The following is a 17,795-nucleotide window of genomic DNA, read 5'->3' as shown; positions in this document are numbered from 1 at the left end:
TCAGGCTCCCGCCGCAGCCAGCTCGGCGGCCTTCGCGGCCGCGTCGTCCATGGTGTCCACCACCGTGACCAGGGGGTGGTTCGCCTCGGCGAGGATCCGGCGACCCTCGTCGACGTTGTTGCCGTCCAGGCGGACGACCAGCGGCTTGGCGGCGTCGTCACCCAGGATCTTCAGGGCCTCGACGATGCCGTTCGCGACCGCGTCGCACGCGGTGATGCCGCCGAAGACGTTGACGAACACGCTGCGCACGTCGTCGTCGCCGAGGATGACGTCCAGCCCGGCCGCCATGACCTCGGCGGACGCGCCGCCGCCGATGTCGAGGAAGTTGGCGGGCTTCATCCCGCCGTGCGCCTCGCCGGCGTAGGCGACGACGTCGAGCGTCGACATGACCAGCCCCGCGCCGTTGCCGATGATCCCGACCTGGCCGTCCTCGAGCTTGACGTAGTTGAGGCCCTTCTCCTTCGCCTTGGCCTCGAGCGCGTTCTGGCTGCGCTCGTCCACCAGCCCGGCGTGCTCGGAGTGCCGGAACTCGGCGTTCTCGTCGAGGGTGACCTTGCCGTCGAGCGCGATGATCCTGTCTTGCGGGTCGCGCACCAGGGGGTTGACCTCGACCAGCGTGGCGTCCTCGCCGACGAAGGTCTCCCAGAGCTTGACGATGACCTGGGCGGCCTCGTCGGCGACCTCGGCGGGCAGCTTGGCCTTGGCGACGATCTCGTCGGCCTTCGCGCGGTCGACGCCGGCGATCGCGTCGATCGGCACCCGGGCCAGCGCCTCGGGCCGCTCGACGGCGAGCTCCTCGATCTCCATGCCGCCCTCGGCCGACGCCATGGCCAGGAAGGTGCGGTTGGACCGGTCGAGGAGGAAGGAGAAGTAGTACTCCTCGGCGATGTCGCTGGCCTCGGTGACCAGGACCCGGTGGACGATGTGGCCCTTGATGTCGAGGCCGAGGATCGCCTCGGCCTTCTCCTTGGCCTCGGCCGGGTCCTTGGCGAGCTTGACGCCGCCGGCCTTCCCGCGACCGCCCGTCTTCACCTGCGCCTTGACCACCACCGCCGTGCCGATCTCCTGCGCAGCGCGCTCCGCCTCCGCGGCGGTGTCGACGGTGCGCCCGGGCAGCACCGGCACTCCGTGGGCGGCGAAGACGTCCTTCGCCTGGTACTCGTACAGGTCCACTCGTGAACTCTCCTCACCAACTCCCCGGCCGCCGCCGGTCGGCGGGCGCCGGGCGAGGTCGCGCGGCGCCCCTGGCGCCCACGATTCGACGGATGTGCGGCGACCCTATCCAGGCTGGTCGGCGCCGGTCGCCGTGACCGGGGCGACGCAGGACACACGACGCACCGCGCGGCGCGCTGAATCGTTCCGGAGTGCGTACGGGCCGGCGATCCGGGCACTGATCTTGATCGGTCTGGACCCAGGTCCAGGCGACAGGCAAGTGAACAGCGCCTAACGTCCACCTCATGGACGTGACGGGCGTCATGTCGACGGACGCGCAGCGGAGCGGGGGCGGATCCGAGCCGGACGCGCCGCCGGTCGACGCGGGCCCCCTGGCCTCGGTCGCGGGCGCCCTGTGGCGCGGCGTCACCTACGCGGCCCGCACGGTCGGGGTCCCCGCGGGCGTCCGCGGGCTGGCCGTCGAGCTCGCCTACACCGCCGTGCACCTCTCGCTCTACCCGTGGGGGCTGATCGACGAGGTGCTGCGCCCGGCGGGCACCTTCGTCCACCACCGCACCGACGACCTGAGCCCGTCGCAGCGGAGCCTCGTCGTCTCGGACATGGACGCGTCGACCACGCCGGTGCTCCTCGTGCACGGGATCGTCGACAACCGCTCGATCTTCGCGCTCCTCGCCCGCCAGCTGCGCCGTCGCGGGTTCGGCGTCGTGCACGCCGTCAACTTCAGCGTGCTCACCGCGTTCACCGGCGACATCCGCGAGGCCGCGCGGGAGCTCGGCCACCACGTCGAGCGCATCTGCGCGAGCACCGGGGCCGACCGCGTCCACATCGTCGGCCACTCGCTGGGCGGGCTGATGGCGCGCTACTACGTCCAGCGGCTCGGAGGCGACGCCCGCGTCGACACGCTGGTCACCCTGGGCACGCCGCACCGCGGCAGCCTCATCGCGCACTTCCTGCCGCCGACGCGGGTGCCGCAGCAGCTGTGCCCCGCCTCCGACCTCGTCCGCGAGCTCGAGGAGCCGGCGCCCGGGTGTCGCACCCACGTCGTCGCCGTGTGGAGCAAGCAGGACCAGCTGATCATCCCGCAGTCGCACGCCCGGCTCGAGCACCCGGACCTGCAGGTCACCGAGGTGACGCTCGAGCACGTCGGGCACCTGTCGATGACCATCGACCCCGAGGTCGTGCACCTCGTGAGCCGACTGCTCGCCCGTCGCCCCCTCCGCGCCGGGCGCGACCAGACCCGGTCGCTCGCCGGATGAACGGCCTCCCGCCAGGTCCGGACGGGTCGAACGGTGTCACCCGTCCCGGTGACGACCGCTCAGCGCGCCTGCCCGCACGCACGGCGTAGCGCCCCGCTCGAGGCACTCGTGTCGTTTGCCCGGGGCGTGACGTCCTGGCTACCTTCCGCTCGTCCTCATCACGGTCTGGTCACGAACGGCATACGGAACGACCCCGAACGTTCCCCAGGGCTCCCCCGGCCCGCGCCGCCGTGACGGACCCCGATCTGCGGGAAGGATGGTCTTGGCGAGTCACAGCTCCCCCCGCCCGCCGTCCGCGCCCCTCTTCGCTCTCGGTCTCACCCCGGCTCTCGCCGGCGGACCGTCGGGCCCGCGCTTCCCCGACCTCAGCGGCCTCGCCGGTGGTCTGCCCGGGCTCGGTGCCCGTGGTGGGCGCCGCGGTGGCGACGCCGCGGGCCTGGTCACCGGTGGGCGCGCACCGGGACCGCTCCCCACCCGTCCCGTCGGCCTCCGTCCGGGCCCGGCTCCGGCCCCCGCACGGCCCGCCGGCCGGCCCGCGGGCCCGCAAGGTGACGGCCGCCGTCCGCTGCCGTCCGACCCGCGCGAGCTCCCCCGCGAGCCGCGCCGGGCGCCCCAGCAGGCACCGCAGCGCCGTGACGTCGACCCCGGCCGAGGCCTGCGCCCCGCACCCCCCGCCGGGCGTGGCCCGTCACCGCTGCGCGGCCGCCTGGCCGTCGCCGCGGTCGCCGTGGGCGCCGTGGCCACCGCGGGGCACAGCCTCGCCGGCCTCGACGCGCTGAGCGAGGCGCCCACCACCGCCGAGCTGGCCCTCGCCGCCGACCGCGGGACCACGACCGACACCGAGTTGTCCCCCGCGGCCTCCTCGACGGGCCTCGACGCGGCCACCTCGAACGTCCTGCCCGTCACGGCGCCGGCCTCGTCCGCCGCCACGTCCTCTGCGACGTCCTCCGGCGAGGCGGACTCCGCCGAGGGCCCGGGTCAGGTCAGCGCGATCAGCAAGGCCGCCGAGCGGCGCGCCGCGCAGGCCCAGGCCGCCGCCGAGGCGGCCCGCCCCGACTTCGCCAAGCCGGCGGAGGGCCGCTTCACCTCGGGCTTCGGCGCCCGCTGGGGCTCGTCGCACCGCGGCATCGACATCGCCGGCCCGATCGGCACCCCGATCGTCTCGGTGGCCGACGGCACCGTCGTCGAGTCGGGCCCGGCCAGCGGCTTCGGGATGTGGGTCAAGGTCGAGCTCGACGACGGCACGATCAACGTCTACGGCCACGTGAACCGCTCCTACGTGCGGGAGGGCCAGCAGGTCCGGGCCGGCGAGGAGATCGCCGAGATCGGCAACCGCGGCCGCTCCACCGGCCCGCACCTGCACTTCGAGGTCTGGACCGACGGCGAGAACAAGATCAACCCGCTGCCGTGGCTCGCCGAGCGCGGCATCTCGCTGGGATCCCAACAGGACTAGTCCGCTCCCCCGTAAGACGACCAGGGCCCCGCAGCGCACCGCGCTCCGGGGCCCTCGTCGTTCCCGGCCCGGCGAGGCGCACCCAGGCGGGTCTCCGGTCGCGCCGCCGGTCCCGGCGAAGGGCGACCCTCGCCGCTCTAGCCGCGCGAAGGTGCCCTTCGGCCGAAACGGACGCGCGCGCGGACCGGCGGCCGGGCGGGCGGGGAGGTGGTGGGGCGCTACAGCTTCGTGAGCGGCACGCCGCCGATGAGCATGAGCCGCACGGTGCCCGAGGACCCGAAGTCGATGGTGGCCGTGGCCCGCGAGCCGACGCCGTCGACGGTGGTGACCGTGCCGAGGCCGTACTTGTCGTGGCTGACGCGGTCGCCGACGTCCAGCGAGATCGTCGGCGCCTCCTTCCAGTCCGGCCGCATCGGCGACGGGCGGGACGGGCGCCCGCTGACGTCGGTGCCGGGGCTCGCCCAGCGCCCGGAGCCGAACCGCGTGCGGCCCACCGGGGACGATCGCTCGAAGGTCGGCTCGACGCGCCGCCACTCCCACACGTCGGCGGGCACCTCGTCGAGGAACCGCGACGGCGGGTTGGCCTGGGGCTGCCCGTAGGCCGAGCGCATCACCGCGCGCGAGAGGTAGAGCCGCTGCTGGGCGCGGGTGATGCCGACGTAGGCGAGGCGGCGCTCCTCGGAGAGCTCCGCGGGGTCGGCCAGGGCCCGTGAGTGCGGGAAGATGCCGTCCTCCCAGCCGGTGGCGAATACGACCGGGAACTCGAGGCCCTTCGCGGTGTGCAGCGTCATCAGCGTGACCACGCCGTCGCCGCCGTCGGGGATCGAGTCGGCGTCGGCCACCAGCGACACCCGCTCGAGGAACGCCTCGAGCGAGCCCGGCTCGGCGAGGCCGTCGCCCGGAGTGCCGGCCTGGTTGGCGCCGTCCTGGCCGTCACCGTCACCCTCGGCCACCGCGGGCTCCACGGCGGCCGGTTCCTCCTCGAGCCCCTCGGCGTTGACGGCGTCCTGGACGAACTCGCGCGCGACGCTGACGAGCTCCTGGAGGTTCTCCAGGCGCGACTGCTCCTGCGGGTCCTCCGAGCCCTCGAGCTCCTTGCGGTAGCCCGAGCGGTCGAGGATCGCGTCGAGCACCTCGTCGACCGACGCGCCGCCCGCCACGGTGGCGGCGAGCCCGTCCATCATCTCGACGAAGTCGGCGATGTTGCGCTGCGAGCGTGTCGCGAGCCCGTGGACCTCGCCCGCCGCGGCACGGCGCAGGGCCGCGGCGAACGTGATGCGCTCGCGGTCGGCGGCGTCGGCCACCACCGACTCGGCGCGGTCGCCGATCCCGCGCTTGGGGACGTTGAGGATGCGGCGCAGCGACACCGTGTCCTCGGGGTTGGACAGCACCTTGAGGTAGGCCATCGCGTCGCGGACCTCGCGGCGCTCGTAGAAGCGGACGCCGCCGACGATCTTGTACGGGAGTCCGAGGCGGATGAACACGTCCTCGAAGACACGGGACTGGCCGTTGGTCCGGTAGAACACCGCGACCTCGCCGAAGCGGACCTCGCCGGCGTCGACGAGGCGGTCGATCTCGGAGGCCACGAACGCGGCCTCGTCGTGCTCGTTGTCGGCCACGTAGCCGACGACCAGCTCGCCGTCGCCGGCGTCGGTCCACAGCCGCTTGTCCCGCCGCTCGGCGTTGCGGCTGATGACGGCGTTGGCGGCGCTGAGGATGCGCTGGGTGGAGCGGTAGTTCTGCTCGAGCAGGATCGTGCGCGCCTCGGGGTAGTCACGCTCGAACTCGACGATGTTGCGGATCGTGGCGCCGCGGAAGGCGTAGATCGACTGGTCGGCGTCGCCCACCACGCACAGCTCGGCGGGCTTGACCGAGCCGTCGTCACTGCCCGCCGCCAGCGCCCGGACCAGCATGTACTGGGCGTGGTTGGTGTCCTGGTACTCGTCGACCAGGATGTGCCGGAACCGGCGCCGGTAGTACTCGGCGACGTCCGGGAAGCGGGTGAGCAGGTCGACCGTGCGGCCGATGAGGTCGTCGAAGTCGAGGGAGTTCGACTGCTGCAGGCGGTCCTGATAGATGGTGTAGACCTCGGCGGTGCGCTTCTCCGCCTCGGTGGCGGCGGCGTCGACGGCCTCGATCGGCGGGACCAGCTCGTTCTTCCACGCCGAGATGCGCGCCAGCAGCCCGCGGGGCGAGTACTTCTTGGCGTCGAGGTCGAGACCACGGGCGACCGTGGCGACCAGCCGCCGCGAGTCGTCCGCGTCGTAGATCGAGAACGTGGAGCTCAGCCCCAGGTGGCGGTACTCGCGGCGCAGGATGCGCACGCACATCGAGTGGAACGTCGAGACCCACATCGCGTTCGCGCGGCGGCCGACCAGCGCGGCGACCCGCTCGCGCATCTCGGCGGCGGCCTTGTTGGTGAACGTGATGGCCATGAACTGCCCGGGCCCGACGCCCTGGTGGCGCATCTGCCAGGCGATGCGGTGGGTGAGGACCCGCGTCTTGCCGGACCCGGCGCCCGCGACGATCAGCAGCGGCGAGCCGGTGTGCACCACGGCCTCGCGCTGCGGCGGGTTCATGCCCTCGAGCAGCGGATCGTCCGCCGGATCGGGACGTCCGGCGTCCCGGCGGACCGCGGCTCCGGCCCCGGCGTCACCGCCCCCGGCGGCCGCGGCGGCGAGGCGGCGCGACAGGGCGGAGGCCGCCGAGCGCACCGGCGGGCCCGACCTCGCGTCGCGACCGGGATCGGACTCCGGGTCGGACGCGGGGGGGCGGGTGGCGGGACCGGTGCTCATCGTCGGTCCACGGTACCGGGACCCCCCGACAGCGCCCCGCAGCCGACGGTTGGCGGCACCGGGGCGCGGTGGCATAGTGACCCGCGTGCACGAGCAGTCGCGTCGATTTTCCTACGGGTACCGCACCCCGGTGCCCGTGGACACCTGACGCGCCCGCCGCGCCCGACCCACGCCGCCCCGGAGTCCACAGACCCCGGGGCGTCTTCGTGTCCGGGGTCAGGAGGACCCACCCACCCCGGACACCCCCTGGAGGCCGATCCCCGTGAGTGCCATGACCAGCGATCCCGCGCACGCCCCGACGTCCGACGCCGAGCCGGCACCGGAGCCCGCCCCCGAGGGCGCGCCGGAGACCGCGTCCGCGACCGGTCCCGAGACCGCGCCGGACCTCCCCGTGCCGTTGGCCCCGGCGACCGCCGAGGAGATCCCCGCGCTGCGGGAGGAGATCGACGCGATCGACGCCGAGCTGCTGCGCCTCGTGCGCCGGCGCTCGGAGATCTCCCAGCGGATCGGCCTGGCCCGCATGGCCGCCGGCGGGCCGCGCATCGTCTACAACCGCGAGATGCAGGTCCTTGCCCGCTTCCGCGGGCTCGGCACCGAGGGTCGCGAGCTCGCCATGCTGCTGCTGCGCCTCGGCCGGGGGCGCCTCGGCGGCCGGAGCTAGACGCGGCGCGGGGCCGCGGCGCCCGTCCCCGGCCTCCTGTCCTGCGGACGAAGCGGACGGGCCGCATCCGCCCCGCCACACGAACGGCCGCACCCCGTGCGTCCTGACGGGTGAGGTCCCGGCGCCGGGCGCACGCGCTGCACACCGCGGACTCTCGCGACGTACTACGGACCCCACACGACGAGTGGCACCCTGGTGTCATGGGAACGGTCATCGACCTGATCGCCACGATCATCACCGTGCTGGGCCTGCTCGCCTCTTTGGGCTACGGCGGCTACCTGTTGATGCTCTCGTCGGTGGCATCGAAGCGCCCGGGCGCCGGACATCTGGCCGCGGACGCGCGTGGTCGCATCCCGGCCGCCGGCGGCCTCGCGCTGGGCGCCCTCGTGGCCCTGCTGCTCACCGGCGGCGGGATCCCGCTGGACGTCATCGGGCTGCTCGTCGGCGGCGGCGTGGGTCTCGTCGCGGTGAACCAGTTCCAGGGCGCCCGCAAGCGGCTCGCCTCCGGCTCGTCCTGAGCCGAACGGTCCTCCTCGGACGACCAACGGCGACCGATTGCGTACGACCGGTCGGCGGACAGCGCCGAGCGCGCCAGGAGGCACGACACGCCCATTGGGCGCCCTGACACGGACGATGGACCTTCGTCCCCTGGATAGACCTTCCCGGCCCGGATGACACGCGAGTAGCCATGTCCTCACACGGAGTGGACGACGCGCCCTCGTCCCGGTGAACCCGGACCCGGCGCGTCCTCGACGGAGGAGGAGCTGGAGACATGCACGAGGGCGAGGGACGGCACGCCTGGTTCGACGAGCCCGCCACGACCACCGGTTCGCTCCTCGCCGTCCCCACCGTCCCCCCGCCCGCGCTCCCCGGGGACGACGGCCCCGAGGTCGTCGACCACGAGGATGCGGACGACCTCGAGGATGCGGACCTCGAGGACCTCGAGGACCTCGACGACGCCGGCCCGGACGAGGACGGCCTGATCGAGCTCGTCCCCGTGCCACGCCATCCCGTCCACGACCTGTTCCGGGACCCCGAGAGCGGGCCCGGGGCCGACGCGCCCCGCCACACCGCCGGCATCCCCGTCACCGAGATCCTCGCCCGGCTGACCGTCACGCCGCCGGTGATGGACCGGCCGTCCTCCGTGACGGCGTCCGGCAGCGAGCTCGCGACCGACGAGATCGTCACCGACGAGCACCCGGCCCCCCTCGCCCGCCGGCGACCCACCCCGCCCACCCCCGGGCGCTCCGCGCGCCGCCGGACCAACGTGTTCGGCCGCGGGAACAGCCGGGCGCTGGGCGCGAGCACGGGCGTCCTCCTGGTCGCCGGCGCGGTCGCGAGCGTGGCCGGCATGCCACTGCCCGGCGTCCCGCCGCTCATCGAGGAGGGTCCGGGAACGGGCGGCCCGGTGGCGCTCCCGCCCGGCCTCGGCGGCCCCGGCCTGCCGGGCTCGGTCCCCGGCGCCCTGGGCCCGAGTGGCGTCGCCACGCCGGCCCAGGTGACGCTCAGCGCCTCGGTCGCCGACCTCGGCCTGGGGCTCGGCGCCCCGAGCGGGTCCGCCCTCGCGGGCCGCGGCCTCACCGGCGGCCCCCTGGCCGGTGGGACGGGCACGCTCCCCGGCGGCGCCGCGGGAGCCCCGGGTGGGGCGAACGGCGGCGCGCCCGGCGGCGCAGCGCCCGGCGGAGGCGGCGGCATCCCCGGGCTCCCCGGCGGCGGTGGAGCGCCCGGCGGGGGCGACACCGGCGGCGGCGGGTCGCCCGGCGGCGGGGGCGGGGCCCCCGGCGGCGGTCCCGTCGGTGGCGTGATCGACGGGGTCGGCGGCGTGATCGGTGGCGTCGGCGACACGGCCGGCGGAGTCATCGGCGGCGTCGGCACCGGTGTGGGCGGCGTGGTCGGCGGGGTCGGCACCACCGCGGGTGGTCTCGTCGGCGGCGTCGGCGACACCGTCGGCGACCTGGGTACCGGTCTGGGCGGCACGGTCGGGGGCGTCGGCGACTCCGTCGGCGGCCTCGTCGGCGGCCCCGTCGGGCCGGTGGTCAGCGGCCTCACCACGACCGTCGGCGACACCGTGGGAGGCCTGAGCACCACCGTCGGGGACACCGTCGGCGGGGTCGGCACCACCGTCGAGGGCGTGACCGGCGGGCTCGGGGACACGGTCGGCGGCGCCGGCACGACGGTCGGGACGACCGTCGTCGGCCTCACCGGGGTCGTCGAGACCACCGTCGGCGGGGTCGGACCGGTCGTCGACGGCGTCGGCGGCCTCTTCGGTGGCGTGCTGGCGGGCTCGACCCCCGTGCGCGGCGTGCCCGCGGCGGTCGGGAACGACGTCGTGGCGCCCGCCGCCTCGACCGTGACCACGACCGTGCGGGGCACCGGCGAGGTCGCGGCGGCCACGCCGGGCTCGGCCACCGAGGACGTCGTCGAGCCCACGACCGACGCGGTCACGGACGCCGTGGACGGGACGGGCGCGGACGTCGGGAGTGCGCTGGACGCGACCACCGACGAGGTCGCATCGGCCACCGACGACGTCACCGACACGGTCGACGAGGTCGGCGACACGGCCTCCGACGCGGTCGACGACACCCCGGTCGTCGGGGACACGGCCTCCGACCTGGTCGAGGACACCACGGACACCGTCGACGACACCGTGGACGACACGACCGACACCGTCGACGAGGTCTCCGACTCCGCCGGCGACACGGTGGAGGACACCACCGAGGCCGTCAGCGACACGGTCGACGACACGGTGGACTCGGTGTCCGACTCCGCGGGCGACACAGTGGAGGACACCACCGACGCCGTCGGCGACACCGTCGACGGCCTGCTGGGCGGCTCCTGAACCGCCGCGGGGGTGCGGTGGAGGCTCGCCGGGCGCGTGGTCGTCACCCGGTCGGGACCTCTACTGTGACCCTCGTGCACACACGGACGGGGAGCAGCCGGTGAGCGCTCCCCGCGTGGTCGCCGGGCGCTACCGCCTCGAGGAACGCATCGGCGCGGGGGCCATGGGCGTCGTGTGGCGCGGCACCGACGAGCGTCTGGGCCGTGTCGTCGCCGTCAAGCAGGTGTTCCTGCACGCCGGCCTCGACGAGCGGGAGGCCGACGAGGTCCGCCAGCGCACCCTGCGCGAGGGCCGGATCGCCGCCCGCCTGCAGCACCCGCACGCGATCTCGGTGTTCGACGCCTCCATCGAGGGCGACGAGCCGTGGCTGGTCATGGAGTACCTGCCGTCGCGCAGCCTCGCCGCCGTCCTCGGCGAGCAGGGCACCCTCGAGCCGCGCACGGTGGCGCGGATCGGGCGCCAGGTGGCGGACGCGCTCGACGCCGCCCACCAGGCCGGGATCGTGCACCGCGACGTCAAGCCCGGCAACGTGCTCCTCGGGGCCGACGGCACCGTCAAGATCACCGACTTCGGCATCTCGCGCGCCACCGGCGACCTCACGCTGACCCGCACCGGGATGCTCGCCGGCACGCCGGCCTACCTCGCCCCCGAGGTCGCCCGGGGCGAGAACTCGACCTCCGCGTCCGACGTGTTCTCCCTCGGCGCCACCCTCTACGCCACGGTCGAGGGCATCCCGCCCTTCGGCGCCGACGACAACGCGCTCGCGCTCCTGCACTCCGTGGCCGCCGGCAAGGTCGTCCCGCCGCAGCAGGCCGGCCCGCTGACCGCGCTGCTCATGCGCCTGCTGCGCGACGACCCCGCCGAGCGCCCGTCCGCCGCGCAGGCCCGCCAGGAGCTGGGGCGGATCGCGCACGCGGGCGGACGCACCGAGACCCCGCTCGCCGACCTCGTCCCCCTGGGCGCCACCGACCCCACCGGCGGCCCGCCGCCCGTGCCCGAGGCGCGACACGGGTCGGACCCCTGGGGCAGCGCCGGCGGTCCCGCCGGACCTGGGTCCCCGCCGGGCAGCGGGCCGGCACCGGCCGGGCCGCCCACCCGCCAGGGGATGCCGGCCCCCGAGCCGCCGGTGTCGCGACGACGCCCGCGTCGCCGGCCGACCGCGACCATCGCCGTCATCGTGCTCCTCGTCGCCCTGGTGGCGGGCGGGGTCGTCGGCGTCGCCCTGCTCTCGTCGAGGGGCACGGACTCCACGGGCGCGACCGTCGGGTCGAGCGTCGGCGGCGGCGAGTCCGACCCGCAGGCGGCGATGGTGGGCGCGGTCCGCGACTACTACGGCGTGGTCACCGGGAACGAGGCCGCGGGCTGGGCGCGCCTCGGGCCGAACCTGCAGGCCCGCACGGGCGGCTTCGGGAACTACCAGGCGTTCTGGTCGACGATCTCGTCCGTGCAGGTCATCGAGGCCTCGGCGCTCGACGCCGACACGGTGCGCGCGACGCTCGACTTCGCCCCCGAGGGCCGCGAGCGCAGCCAGGAGGTGCACGAGCTCGGCATGGTCCGGGGTCCCGACGGCCGCTGGCTCATCGACACCGACGAGAGCGTCGACGCGGCCAGCCCCCGGGCGGCCGCCACCGGGCTGAGCCTCGAGGCCCCGGTCGCGGAGGCGTCGGGGCCGACCACCACCTCGTCACCCCCGGCCACGCGGACCGAGGACCACGGCGGCGACGACCACGGTGGCGGCGACGACCACGGTCGCGACGGCGACCACGGCGGGGGTGGCCACGGCGGGGGCGACCACGGCGAGGGCGACCACGGCGGGGACGACCACGGCGGGGACGACGACAGCGACGACAGCTGAGCGGCCGGCTACACCAGCCGGCGGTCGCTCGCCCAGCGCGAGAGCTCGTGGCGGTTGGACGACTGCGTCTTGCGCAGAACGCTCGACACGTGGGTCTCGACCGTCTTCACCGAGATGACGAGCTCGGCGGCGATCTCCTTGTACGACCAGCCGCGGGCCAGCAGGCGCAGGACGTCGCGCTCGCGGCGGGTGAGCTGGTCGAGCTCGGGGTCGACGACGCCGGTCGCGCCGGGGCGGTCCGCGAAGGCGTCGAGCACGAAGCCCGCGAGGCGCGGGGAGAACACGGCGTCGCCGGCGTGCACGCGCACCACGGCGTCGGCGAGCTCGTGACCCGAGATGGTCTTGGTGACGTAGCCGCGCGCGCCGGCGCGGATGACCGAGATGACGTCCTCGGCGGCGTCGGACACCGAGAGCGCCAGGAACACGACCTCCGGGTGGTCCGGCCGGGTGCGGGCGAGCACCGCGGCGCCGCCGCCGTCGGGCATGTGCACGTCGAGCAGCACGACGGCGGGGCGGCGGTGGCCGATGACGGCGACGGCCTCGTCGACCGAGCCGGCCTCGCCCACGACGCTGACGGTGCGGCGCGCCAGCGACTCGAGCTCGGCGCGCACCCCGCGCCGGAAGAGCGCATGGTCGTCGACGATCACGACGCTGACGGCGTCCTCCGGCGTGGCGGGCTCGCTCATCGGGTCTCCTCCTCGCTGACAGGGGTGCTGGGGGTCCCGCGCCGGGCCCGGGGCAGGACGAGGCCGACCTCCGTGCCCGCGCCCGGCGTACTGCGCAGCTGCACCTTCCCGCCGTGGCGGGCCATGCGGTCCTTGACCGAGCCGGCGAGTCCGCGCCGGTCGTCCGGCACCGCGTCCGGGTCGAACCCGCAGCCGCGGTCGCGCACGAAGATCTCCACGGTCTCGGGCTCCACCTCGGCGTAGACGTCGATCTCGTCGACGCCGGCGTGCTTGGCGGCGTTGACCATCGCCTCGCGGGCCGCCGCGACCAGGGCGGCGGTGTCCGGGTCCAGCGGGGCGTCGCCCACCACGACCGGCGCGACCCGCACCCCGTAGTCGTCCTCGACCTCGCCGGCGGCCGCGGCGAGGGTGGCCGCCAGCGTCGCGTCGGTCGCGGTGGCGGGGTGCCCGGTGTCACCGCCGGGCGGGCCGTAGAGCCAGGCCCGCAGCTCGCGCTCCTGACTGCGGGCGAGGCGGCGCACCTCGCGGCCGGAGGCGTCCTCGCCCGCCTGCTTCTGGATCAGCGCGAGGGTCTGCAGCACCGAGTCGTGCAGGTGCGCGGCGATGTCGGCGCGCGCCTGCCCGCGGATGCGCTCGGTGCGCTCGGTGCCGAGCTCGCGGACCAGACGCAGCCACCACGGCACGGTGAGCACGACGACGCCGGCGAGGGTGGCCAGGGCCGCGAGCAGCCCGAACTGGACCTGGCCGAGGTCGATGTTGCCGAGCAGGAAGGCCGCGATCCCCGCGGTCACCAGCAGCGCGCCCGCCAGGGCCCGCACGAGGCCGAGGGGCCCGCCGAGCCAGCGCGCGCGACGCGACGGGCCGGCGGCGACCCCGGTGCCGGTGTCGGCCTCCCGCCACACCAGGGCCACGCCCGCGAGCACCACCCCGAGCGGGATCGTCACCCAGCCGGAGAGCTCCCCGCCCAGCGCCGAGAGCACGAACGCGAGCCCGACCCCGAGCGTGGCGAGCCCCAGGCCCTGGCGGCGCTCGTTCGGCGACAGCTCGCGCCGGACGCCGCGCGGCTCGATGGGGCAGAACAGCCACAGCGCGGCATAGGCGAGGAACCCGGCGCCGGACGCGGCCACCAGCAGCACGAACACCAGGCGCACGCGCAGGACGTCGACGCCCAGGTGGTCGGCGACCCCACCGGTGACGCCCGCGATCACCGATCCCTGCCGGCGGCGGCGGACCCGCGAGAGGACGAAGGGCGCGGGCGCGACCGGGGCAGCGGGCACCGACGCCTCGCCCACCGTGTCCACCTCCTCCACGGAGGCCGTCTCGTCCACGACCTCATCGTCACACGTGCGCGACCCCGGGCGGGGCGCCTGGAGACCCCCGAGGTCCTCGGGGTCGTCTCGGGGTGGGGACCGGGGTGGCTCCCGGAGGTCTCGGGCCTCCCCGGCGGTCAGTGTCGACGTCATCGCCGGCTCGCACGGGGCCGACGGGGAACGACGGGCCGCGCAGACCGGCCCGATCGGCGAGGAGGATGAGGACGATGAGCAGTCCCGGCCAGGGGTCGCGGGCGCCGGCGGGTGCCGACGTCGGCGCGACCCTCCGCGAGATGTGGGCGACGCGCCCCGCCCGTCTCAAGGAGGACCGCAAGATCGCGGGCGTCGCCGCCGCGATCGCGCGGCGCTACGCCGTCGACCCGACGCTGGTGCGGGTCGGGTTCGTGGTCTCGCTGTTCTACGGGGTGGGCCTGCTGGTCTACCTCGCCGGCATCCTCGTCCTCCCGCGGGTCGACGAGACGGGCCGGCGTCGCGAGACGCCGGTGTGGGCGATCGTCATCGGGACGCTCCTGGGGTTCGCCGCGGTCGCCTCGGCGTTCTCCGGCAACCTCGGCACGGTGATCGGCATCGTCGTCGCGGTCGGTCTGCTCTACGCGCTGCACCGCAGCCGCGGTCACCTGCGGGACCCGCAGCGGCCCGTCGCGGTCGACGGGGTGACGCCCACGGTCGAGCCCGGGGAGGCCCCGAAGCCGCCGTCGTGGGATCCGCTCGGGGCGGCCCCGTTCGCCTGGGATCTCCCGGAGCCCGCGGCGGCGCCCGAGCCGCCGAAGCCGCGCTCGAAGGTCGTGCCCGTGACCCTCGGTGCCGCGATCGTCGCGGCCGGGATCGTCGCCCTGCTGGGCCTGCTCGGCCTCGTGCCGCTCGGTGCCACCGCGGTGCTCGGCACCGCCCTCGCCGTGATCGGCGCGGGTCTCGTCGTCGGCGCCTTCCTGCACCGGGGACGTGGACTGATCATCGCGGCCGTGCCGCTGGCGCTCGTGCTGGTGGCCGCCGCGAACGGCGCCGGGAACGGCCCGTGGAACGACGGCGACGTCCGCTTCGACGGGAACGGCGCCCCGGGCACCGCCCAGACCCTCGGCGACGCCTCCTGGGCGCCGATGATCGGCATGGTCGCCCCGGCGTACGAGACGGCCTTCGGCGACGCCGAGCTCGACCTGCGCGGGCTCGCCGCGACCCCGCCGGGGTCGCCGCCCGTGCAGACCGAGGTGTCGAGCGGCGCGGGCGACGTCACCGTCCTCGTGCCCGTCAACGCCGACGTCACCGCGACGTGCGAGAGCGGCGGCGGCACGGCGGAGTGCCTCGGCCGGGTCGACGGCGCGGTGACCGACCTCGGACCCGACGGGCCCGGCGGGCCGAGGATTCAGCTGCAGGCCGTCAGCGGCGGCGGAGACGTGGAGGTGCGCCGTGGATGAGCGCCGGACCGGTGAGCCCCTCACCGACCAGCCCTACACCCCCGACCAGCCGTACACGATCCACCAGGACGTGGACACGATCGGCGGCGACGCCGGCGAGACCCCGGCCCACCGGCCCGGGCCCGACCCGCTGGGCCTCGTGGCCGGCCTGGCCGCGATCCTCGTCGCCGTCCTCGCCCTCACCGGCACGATCGCGAGCGTCGACCCGCGCTGGGTCCTCGCCCTCGGCGCCGTCGGCGTCGGGCTCGGCGTCCTCCTGGCGACCCTGCGCCGTCGCTCCTGAGAACGACCACTGGCTGGTATCGCTCGCACAGCGAGCGATACCAGCCAGTGATGCTGTGCAGGGTCGGGAGTGCCGGGACCTAGGAGTGGCAGTGCCCGTTCGACGACGGCGGGACGTCGAGCGTGGGGTTGCGGTCGAAGAACCCGACGGGCATCAGCCGGAAGCCGGCGTAGTCGACGGGCATGATCGGCCAGTCCTCCGGGCGCGGCACGTGCGTCAGGCCGAACGTGTGCCACAGGACGACGTCGGCGCCGCGGCCGTCCTCGTCGAGGGCACGGTCGGCGGCGGTCCAGGTCGGCAGGCCCGCCCCGCCGGCGTGCTGGTTGACGTAGTCGCCGGCCGGATAGCGCTCGTCGGCGTCGTAGGCGGTGACCCAGAGGTGCTTCGTCGCGAAGGCGGCGCGGCCGGCGACGACGGAGCGGTCGTCGGCGAGCAGCGTCGGGCTGCCCTCGGAGTGCAGGGCGTACGCGACGGGACGGCCGTGGCGGTTGGTCGACTCCGGGTTGACCACCTGCCACGTGCGCCCGCGGCCCGGGTCGGCGACGCGCTGGGCCTCGGCCTCGTGGGTCAGCCGCGTGCGGGACTCGGTGAAGGCGTTGCCCCAGGGGTTGTCCTCCCCCATCGGCAGGGCGACGGCCTCGCACTCCTCGACGGCGTTGCGCTGGCCGTCGACGGCCATGTCCAGGCGCGCCGAGAACAGGTGCTGGTGGTAGGGCAGGCCCAGCCCGGGCGCCACCTGCGTGGCGAACGGGTGCCCCTCGGACGGGTAGGCCGAGGTGAACGGGATGCCGGTCAGCTTCGACTCGCACGCGATCGTGCCGTCGAGGTAGAGGTACCAGTAGAAGCCGTAGTCGTAGTTGCCGATCGTGGTGAAGAACGAGATCACCATGCGGCGCTGCCGGCGCGTCTCCGACGCGTTGGTGAACAGGTCGGAGTGCTTCCAGAGGATCCCGTAGTCCTCCTCGTGGAGGCAGATCGCGTTGGTGATCGTGCGCGGCGACCCGTCGTCGTCGGCCACCACCACGTCCATGTACTGGATCTCGCCGAGGCAGTCGCAGCCGAGCTCGAGGGAGTTCGCGTAGCGGGCGAACATGTACTCGCCGGCGTCGAAGTAGTTCTGCCAGAACCGCACGGGCGACGGGTCGGCGTAGGGCACCACCATCTCGGCGATCGACGCCCGGTAGACCACCGGCCGGCCGTGGATGCCGATCTGGTGCAGGGTCAGGCCCTCGCGCTCGTTGAACCCGATGCGCAGGTCCCAGCCCTCCCAGCGCAGCCGGTTGCCCTCGAGGGTGAAGCTGACGCCCTCGGGCTGGGTGATCTCGATGGGCTTCAGGGTGGTGCGCTGCGGGCCGACCTGCTCGGGGTCGTCGAAGTTGCCCGGCTCGTCGGGCACCGGCAGCGGCGTGTGGTCGACCACGCGGGACACCTCGCGGGCGACGAGGTCGACGTAGGCGACGACACCGTCGACGGGGTGGGCCCAGGGCGAGTCCTTCTCGTGGTCCTGGCGGAACCCGAGCACCCGCGCCATGCGGCGCCCGGTCTCCTCGGGGTAGTAGGCCCCGGCCGAGAGCGGCACGGCGCGGACCGTCGCCGGGTCGATGCCACGGCGCCGCAGCGCGTCGCACCACTCGGTGGAGGCCAGGACGATCTCCTCCATGATCTCGAACTCGGAGTCGATGATCGGGAGCTGGCCACTGGTGGCGGGGTCGAGCTCGACGGCCGAGTCGATCTCGCCGCGGGACGCCGAGACGACGACGTCGCGCGAGGGCGCGCCGCTCATGTCGAGCAGCAGGACGCGGAAGCGCCGGTCGACACGGTCGCCGTCGGTGTGGGCGAGGACGGCCGCCTTCTCGGGCTCCTCGAGCCCGGCGAAGCAGTAGCGGACGGAGTCGCCGAGCAGCCCGGCGTCGGCGAGCACCTCGCGGACGGCCCGGAACTCCTCGGTCGTGGCCAGGTCGAGCGGGTGGGTGGCGGCGCCGGTGTCGATGTTCGCGGGGGCGGTGGCGGTCACGGGGTCCACTCCTTGTCGGTGCGGGAGTCGGTGCGTG

The 17,795-nt window shown here is 75.1% G+C and carries 12 protein-coding genes and 2 pseudogenes; 8 read left to right on the top strand and 6 right to left on the bottom strand.

Going from position 1 to position 17,795, the window contains the following annotated elements:
* Nucleotides 1-1,173: an ADP-forming succinate--CoA ligase subunit beta gene (gene sucC / locus OG774_RS25095; protein WP_328305039.1), complete on the bottom strand. Its 1,173-nt coding sequence runs from the start codon at nt 1,171-1,173 to the stop codon at nt 1-3.
* 284 nt (nt 1,174-1,457) lie between these two features.
* Here sucC and OG774_RS25090 point away from each other — a divergent pair, with 284 nt between their 5' ends.
* Entirely contained in the window at nt 1,458-2,429 is a 972-nt protein-coding gene (locus OG774_RS25090; protein WP_328305038.1) for an alpha/beta fold hydrolase, read from the top strand.
* Between the two features lie 262 nt (nt 2,430-2,691).
* Nucleotides 2,692-3,882: a M23 family metallopeptidase gene (locus OG774_RS25085; protein ID WP_328305037.1), complete on the top strand. Its 1,191-nt coding sequence runs from the start codon at nt 2,692-2,694 to the stop codon at nt 3,880-3,882.
* Nucleotides 3,883-4,100: 218 nt separating this feature from the next.
* Here the strand turns inward: OG774_RS25085 and OG774_RS25080 are convergent, their stop codons facing one another.
* Nucleotides 4,101-6,461 carry a UvrD-helicase domain-containing protein gene (locus tag OG774_RS25080; RefSeq protein ID WP_328311152.1) on the bottom strand — a complete coding sequence of 787 codons (2,361 nt, stop codon included), beginning with the start codon at nt 6,459-6,461 and terminating at the stop codon, nt 4,101-4,103.
* A gap of 607 nt (nt 6,462-7,068) precedes the next feature.
* Here OG774_RS25080 and OG774_RS25075 point away from each other — a divergent pair.
* The 4 genes from OG774_RS25075 to OG774_RS25060 all read left to right on the top strand — a co-directional run bounded on the left by OG774_RS25075 (nt 7,069) and on the right by OG774_RS25060 (nt 12,032).
* Complete coding sequence (locus OG774_RS25075) at nt 7,069-7,338, top strand: chorismate mutase (RefSeq protein WP_328311150.1); 270 nt, start codon at nt 7,069-7,071, stop codon at nt 7,336-7,338.
* 200 nt (nt 7,339-7,538) lie between these two features.
* A complete protein-coding gene (locus OG774_RS25070; RefSeq protein WP_328305036.1) occupies nt 7,539-7,856 on the top strand; it encodes a hypothetical protein in 318 nt (105 codons plus the stop codon).
* A gap of 254 nt (nt 7,857-8,110) precedes the next feature.
* Complete coding sequence (locus OG774_RS25065) at nt 8,111-10,177, top strand: hypothetical protein (RefSeq protein ID WP_328305034.1); 2,067 nt, start codon at nt 8,111-8,113, stop codon at nt 10,175-10,177.
* A 100-nt stretch (nt 10,178-10,277) separates the two neighbouring features.
* Complete coding sequence (locus tag OG774_RS25060; RefSeq protein WP_328305033.1) at nt 10,278-12,032, top strand: serine/threonine-protein kinase; 1,755 nt, start codon at nt 10,278-10,280, stop codon at nt 12,030-12,032.
* Between the two features lie 8 nt (nt 12,033-12,040).
* On the opposite strand, the gene OG774_RS25055 is transcribed toward OG774_RS25060, so the two are convergent.
* The 3 genes and pseudogenes from OG774_RS25055 to OG774_RS29915 all read right to left on the bottom strand — a co-directional run.
* Nucleotides 12,041-12,718 (bottom strand): response regulator transcription factor, encoded by a 678-nt coding sequence (locus OG774_RS25055; RefSeq protein WP_328305032.1) that lies wholly within the window; start codon nt 12,716-12,718, stop codon nt 12,041-12,043.
* Nucleotides 12,715-13,032: pseudogene (locus tag OG774_RS29920) on the bottom strand (sensor histidine kinase); the annotation flags it as partial. The pseudogene OG774_RS29920 and the gene OG774_RS25055, both read right to left, overlap by 4 nt.
* Nucleotides 13,033-13,797: 765 nt before the next feature.
* Nucleotides 13,798-14,181: pseudogene (locus tag OG774_RS29915) on the bottom strand (PspC domain-containing protein); the annotation flags it as partial.
* A 74-nt stretch (nt 14,182-14,255) separates the two neighbouring features.
* Here OG774_RS29915 and OG774_RS25045 point away from each other — a divergent pair.
* Nucleotides 14,256-15,461: a PspC domain-containing protein gene (locus tag OG774_RS25045; protein WP_328305030.1), complete on the top strand. Its 1,206-nt coding sequence runs from the start codon at nt 14,256-14,258 to the stop codon at nt 15,459-15,461.
* Complete coding sequence (locus OG774_RS25040; RefSeq protein WP_328305029.1) at nt 15,454-15,744, top strand: hypothetical protein; 291 nt, start codon at nt 15,454-15,456, stop codon at nt 15,742-15,744. The genes OG774_RS25045 and OG774_RS25040 overlap by 8 nt, the downstream gene beginning before the upstream one ends.
* Before the next feature lie 79 nt (nt 15,745-15,823).
* Here the strand turns inward: OG774_RS25040 and OG774_RS25035 are convergent, their stop codons facing one another.
* Nucleotides 15,824-17,758 carry a primary-amine oxidase gene (locus OG774_RS25035; protein WP_328305028.1) on the bottom strand — a complete coding sequence of 645 codons (1,935 nt, stop codon included), beginning with the start codon at nt 17,756-17,758 and terminating at the stop codon, nt 15,824-15,826.
* Nucleotides 17,759-17,795 lie beyond the last annotated feature (37 nt).

The sequence above is a fragment of the Actinomycetospora sp. NBC_00405 genome, assembly GCF_036044095.1.
Classification (GTDB): Bacteria; Actinomycetota; Actinomycetes; order Mycobacteriales; family Pseudonocardiaceae; genus Actinomycetospora; species Actinomycetospora callitridis.
This window is presented reverse-complemented; position numbering and strand designations above follow the sequence as displayed.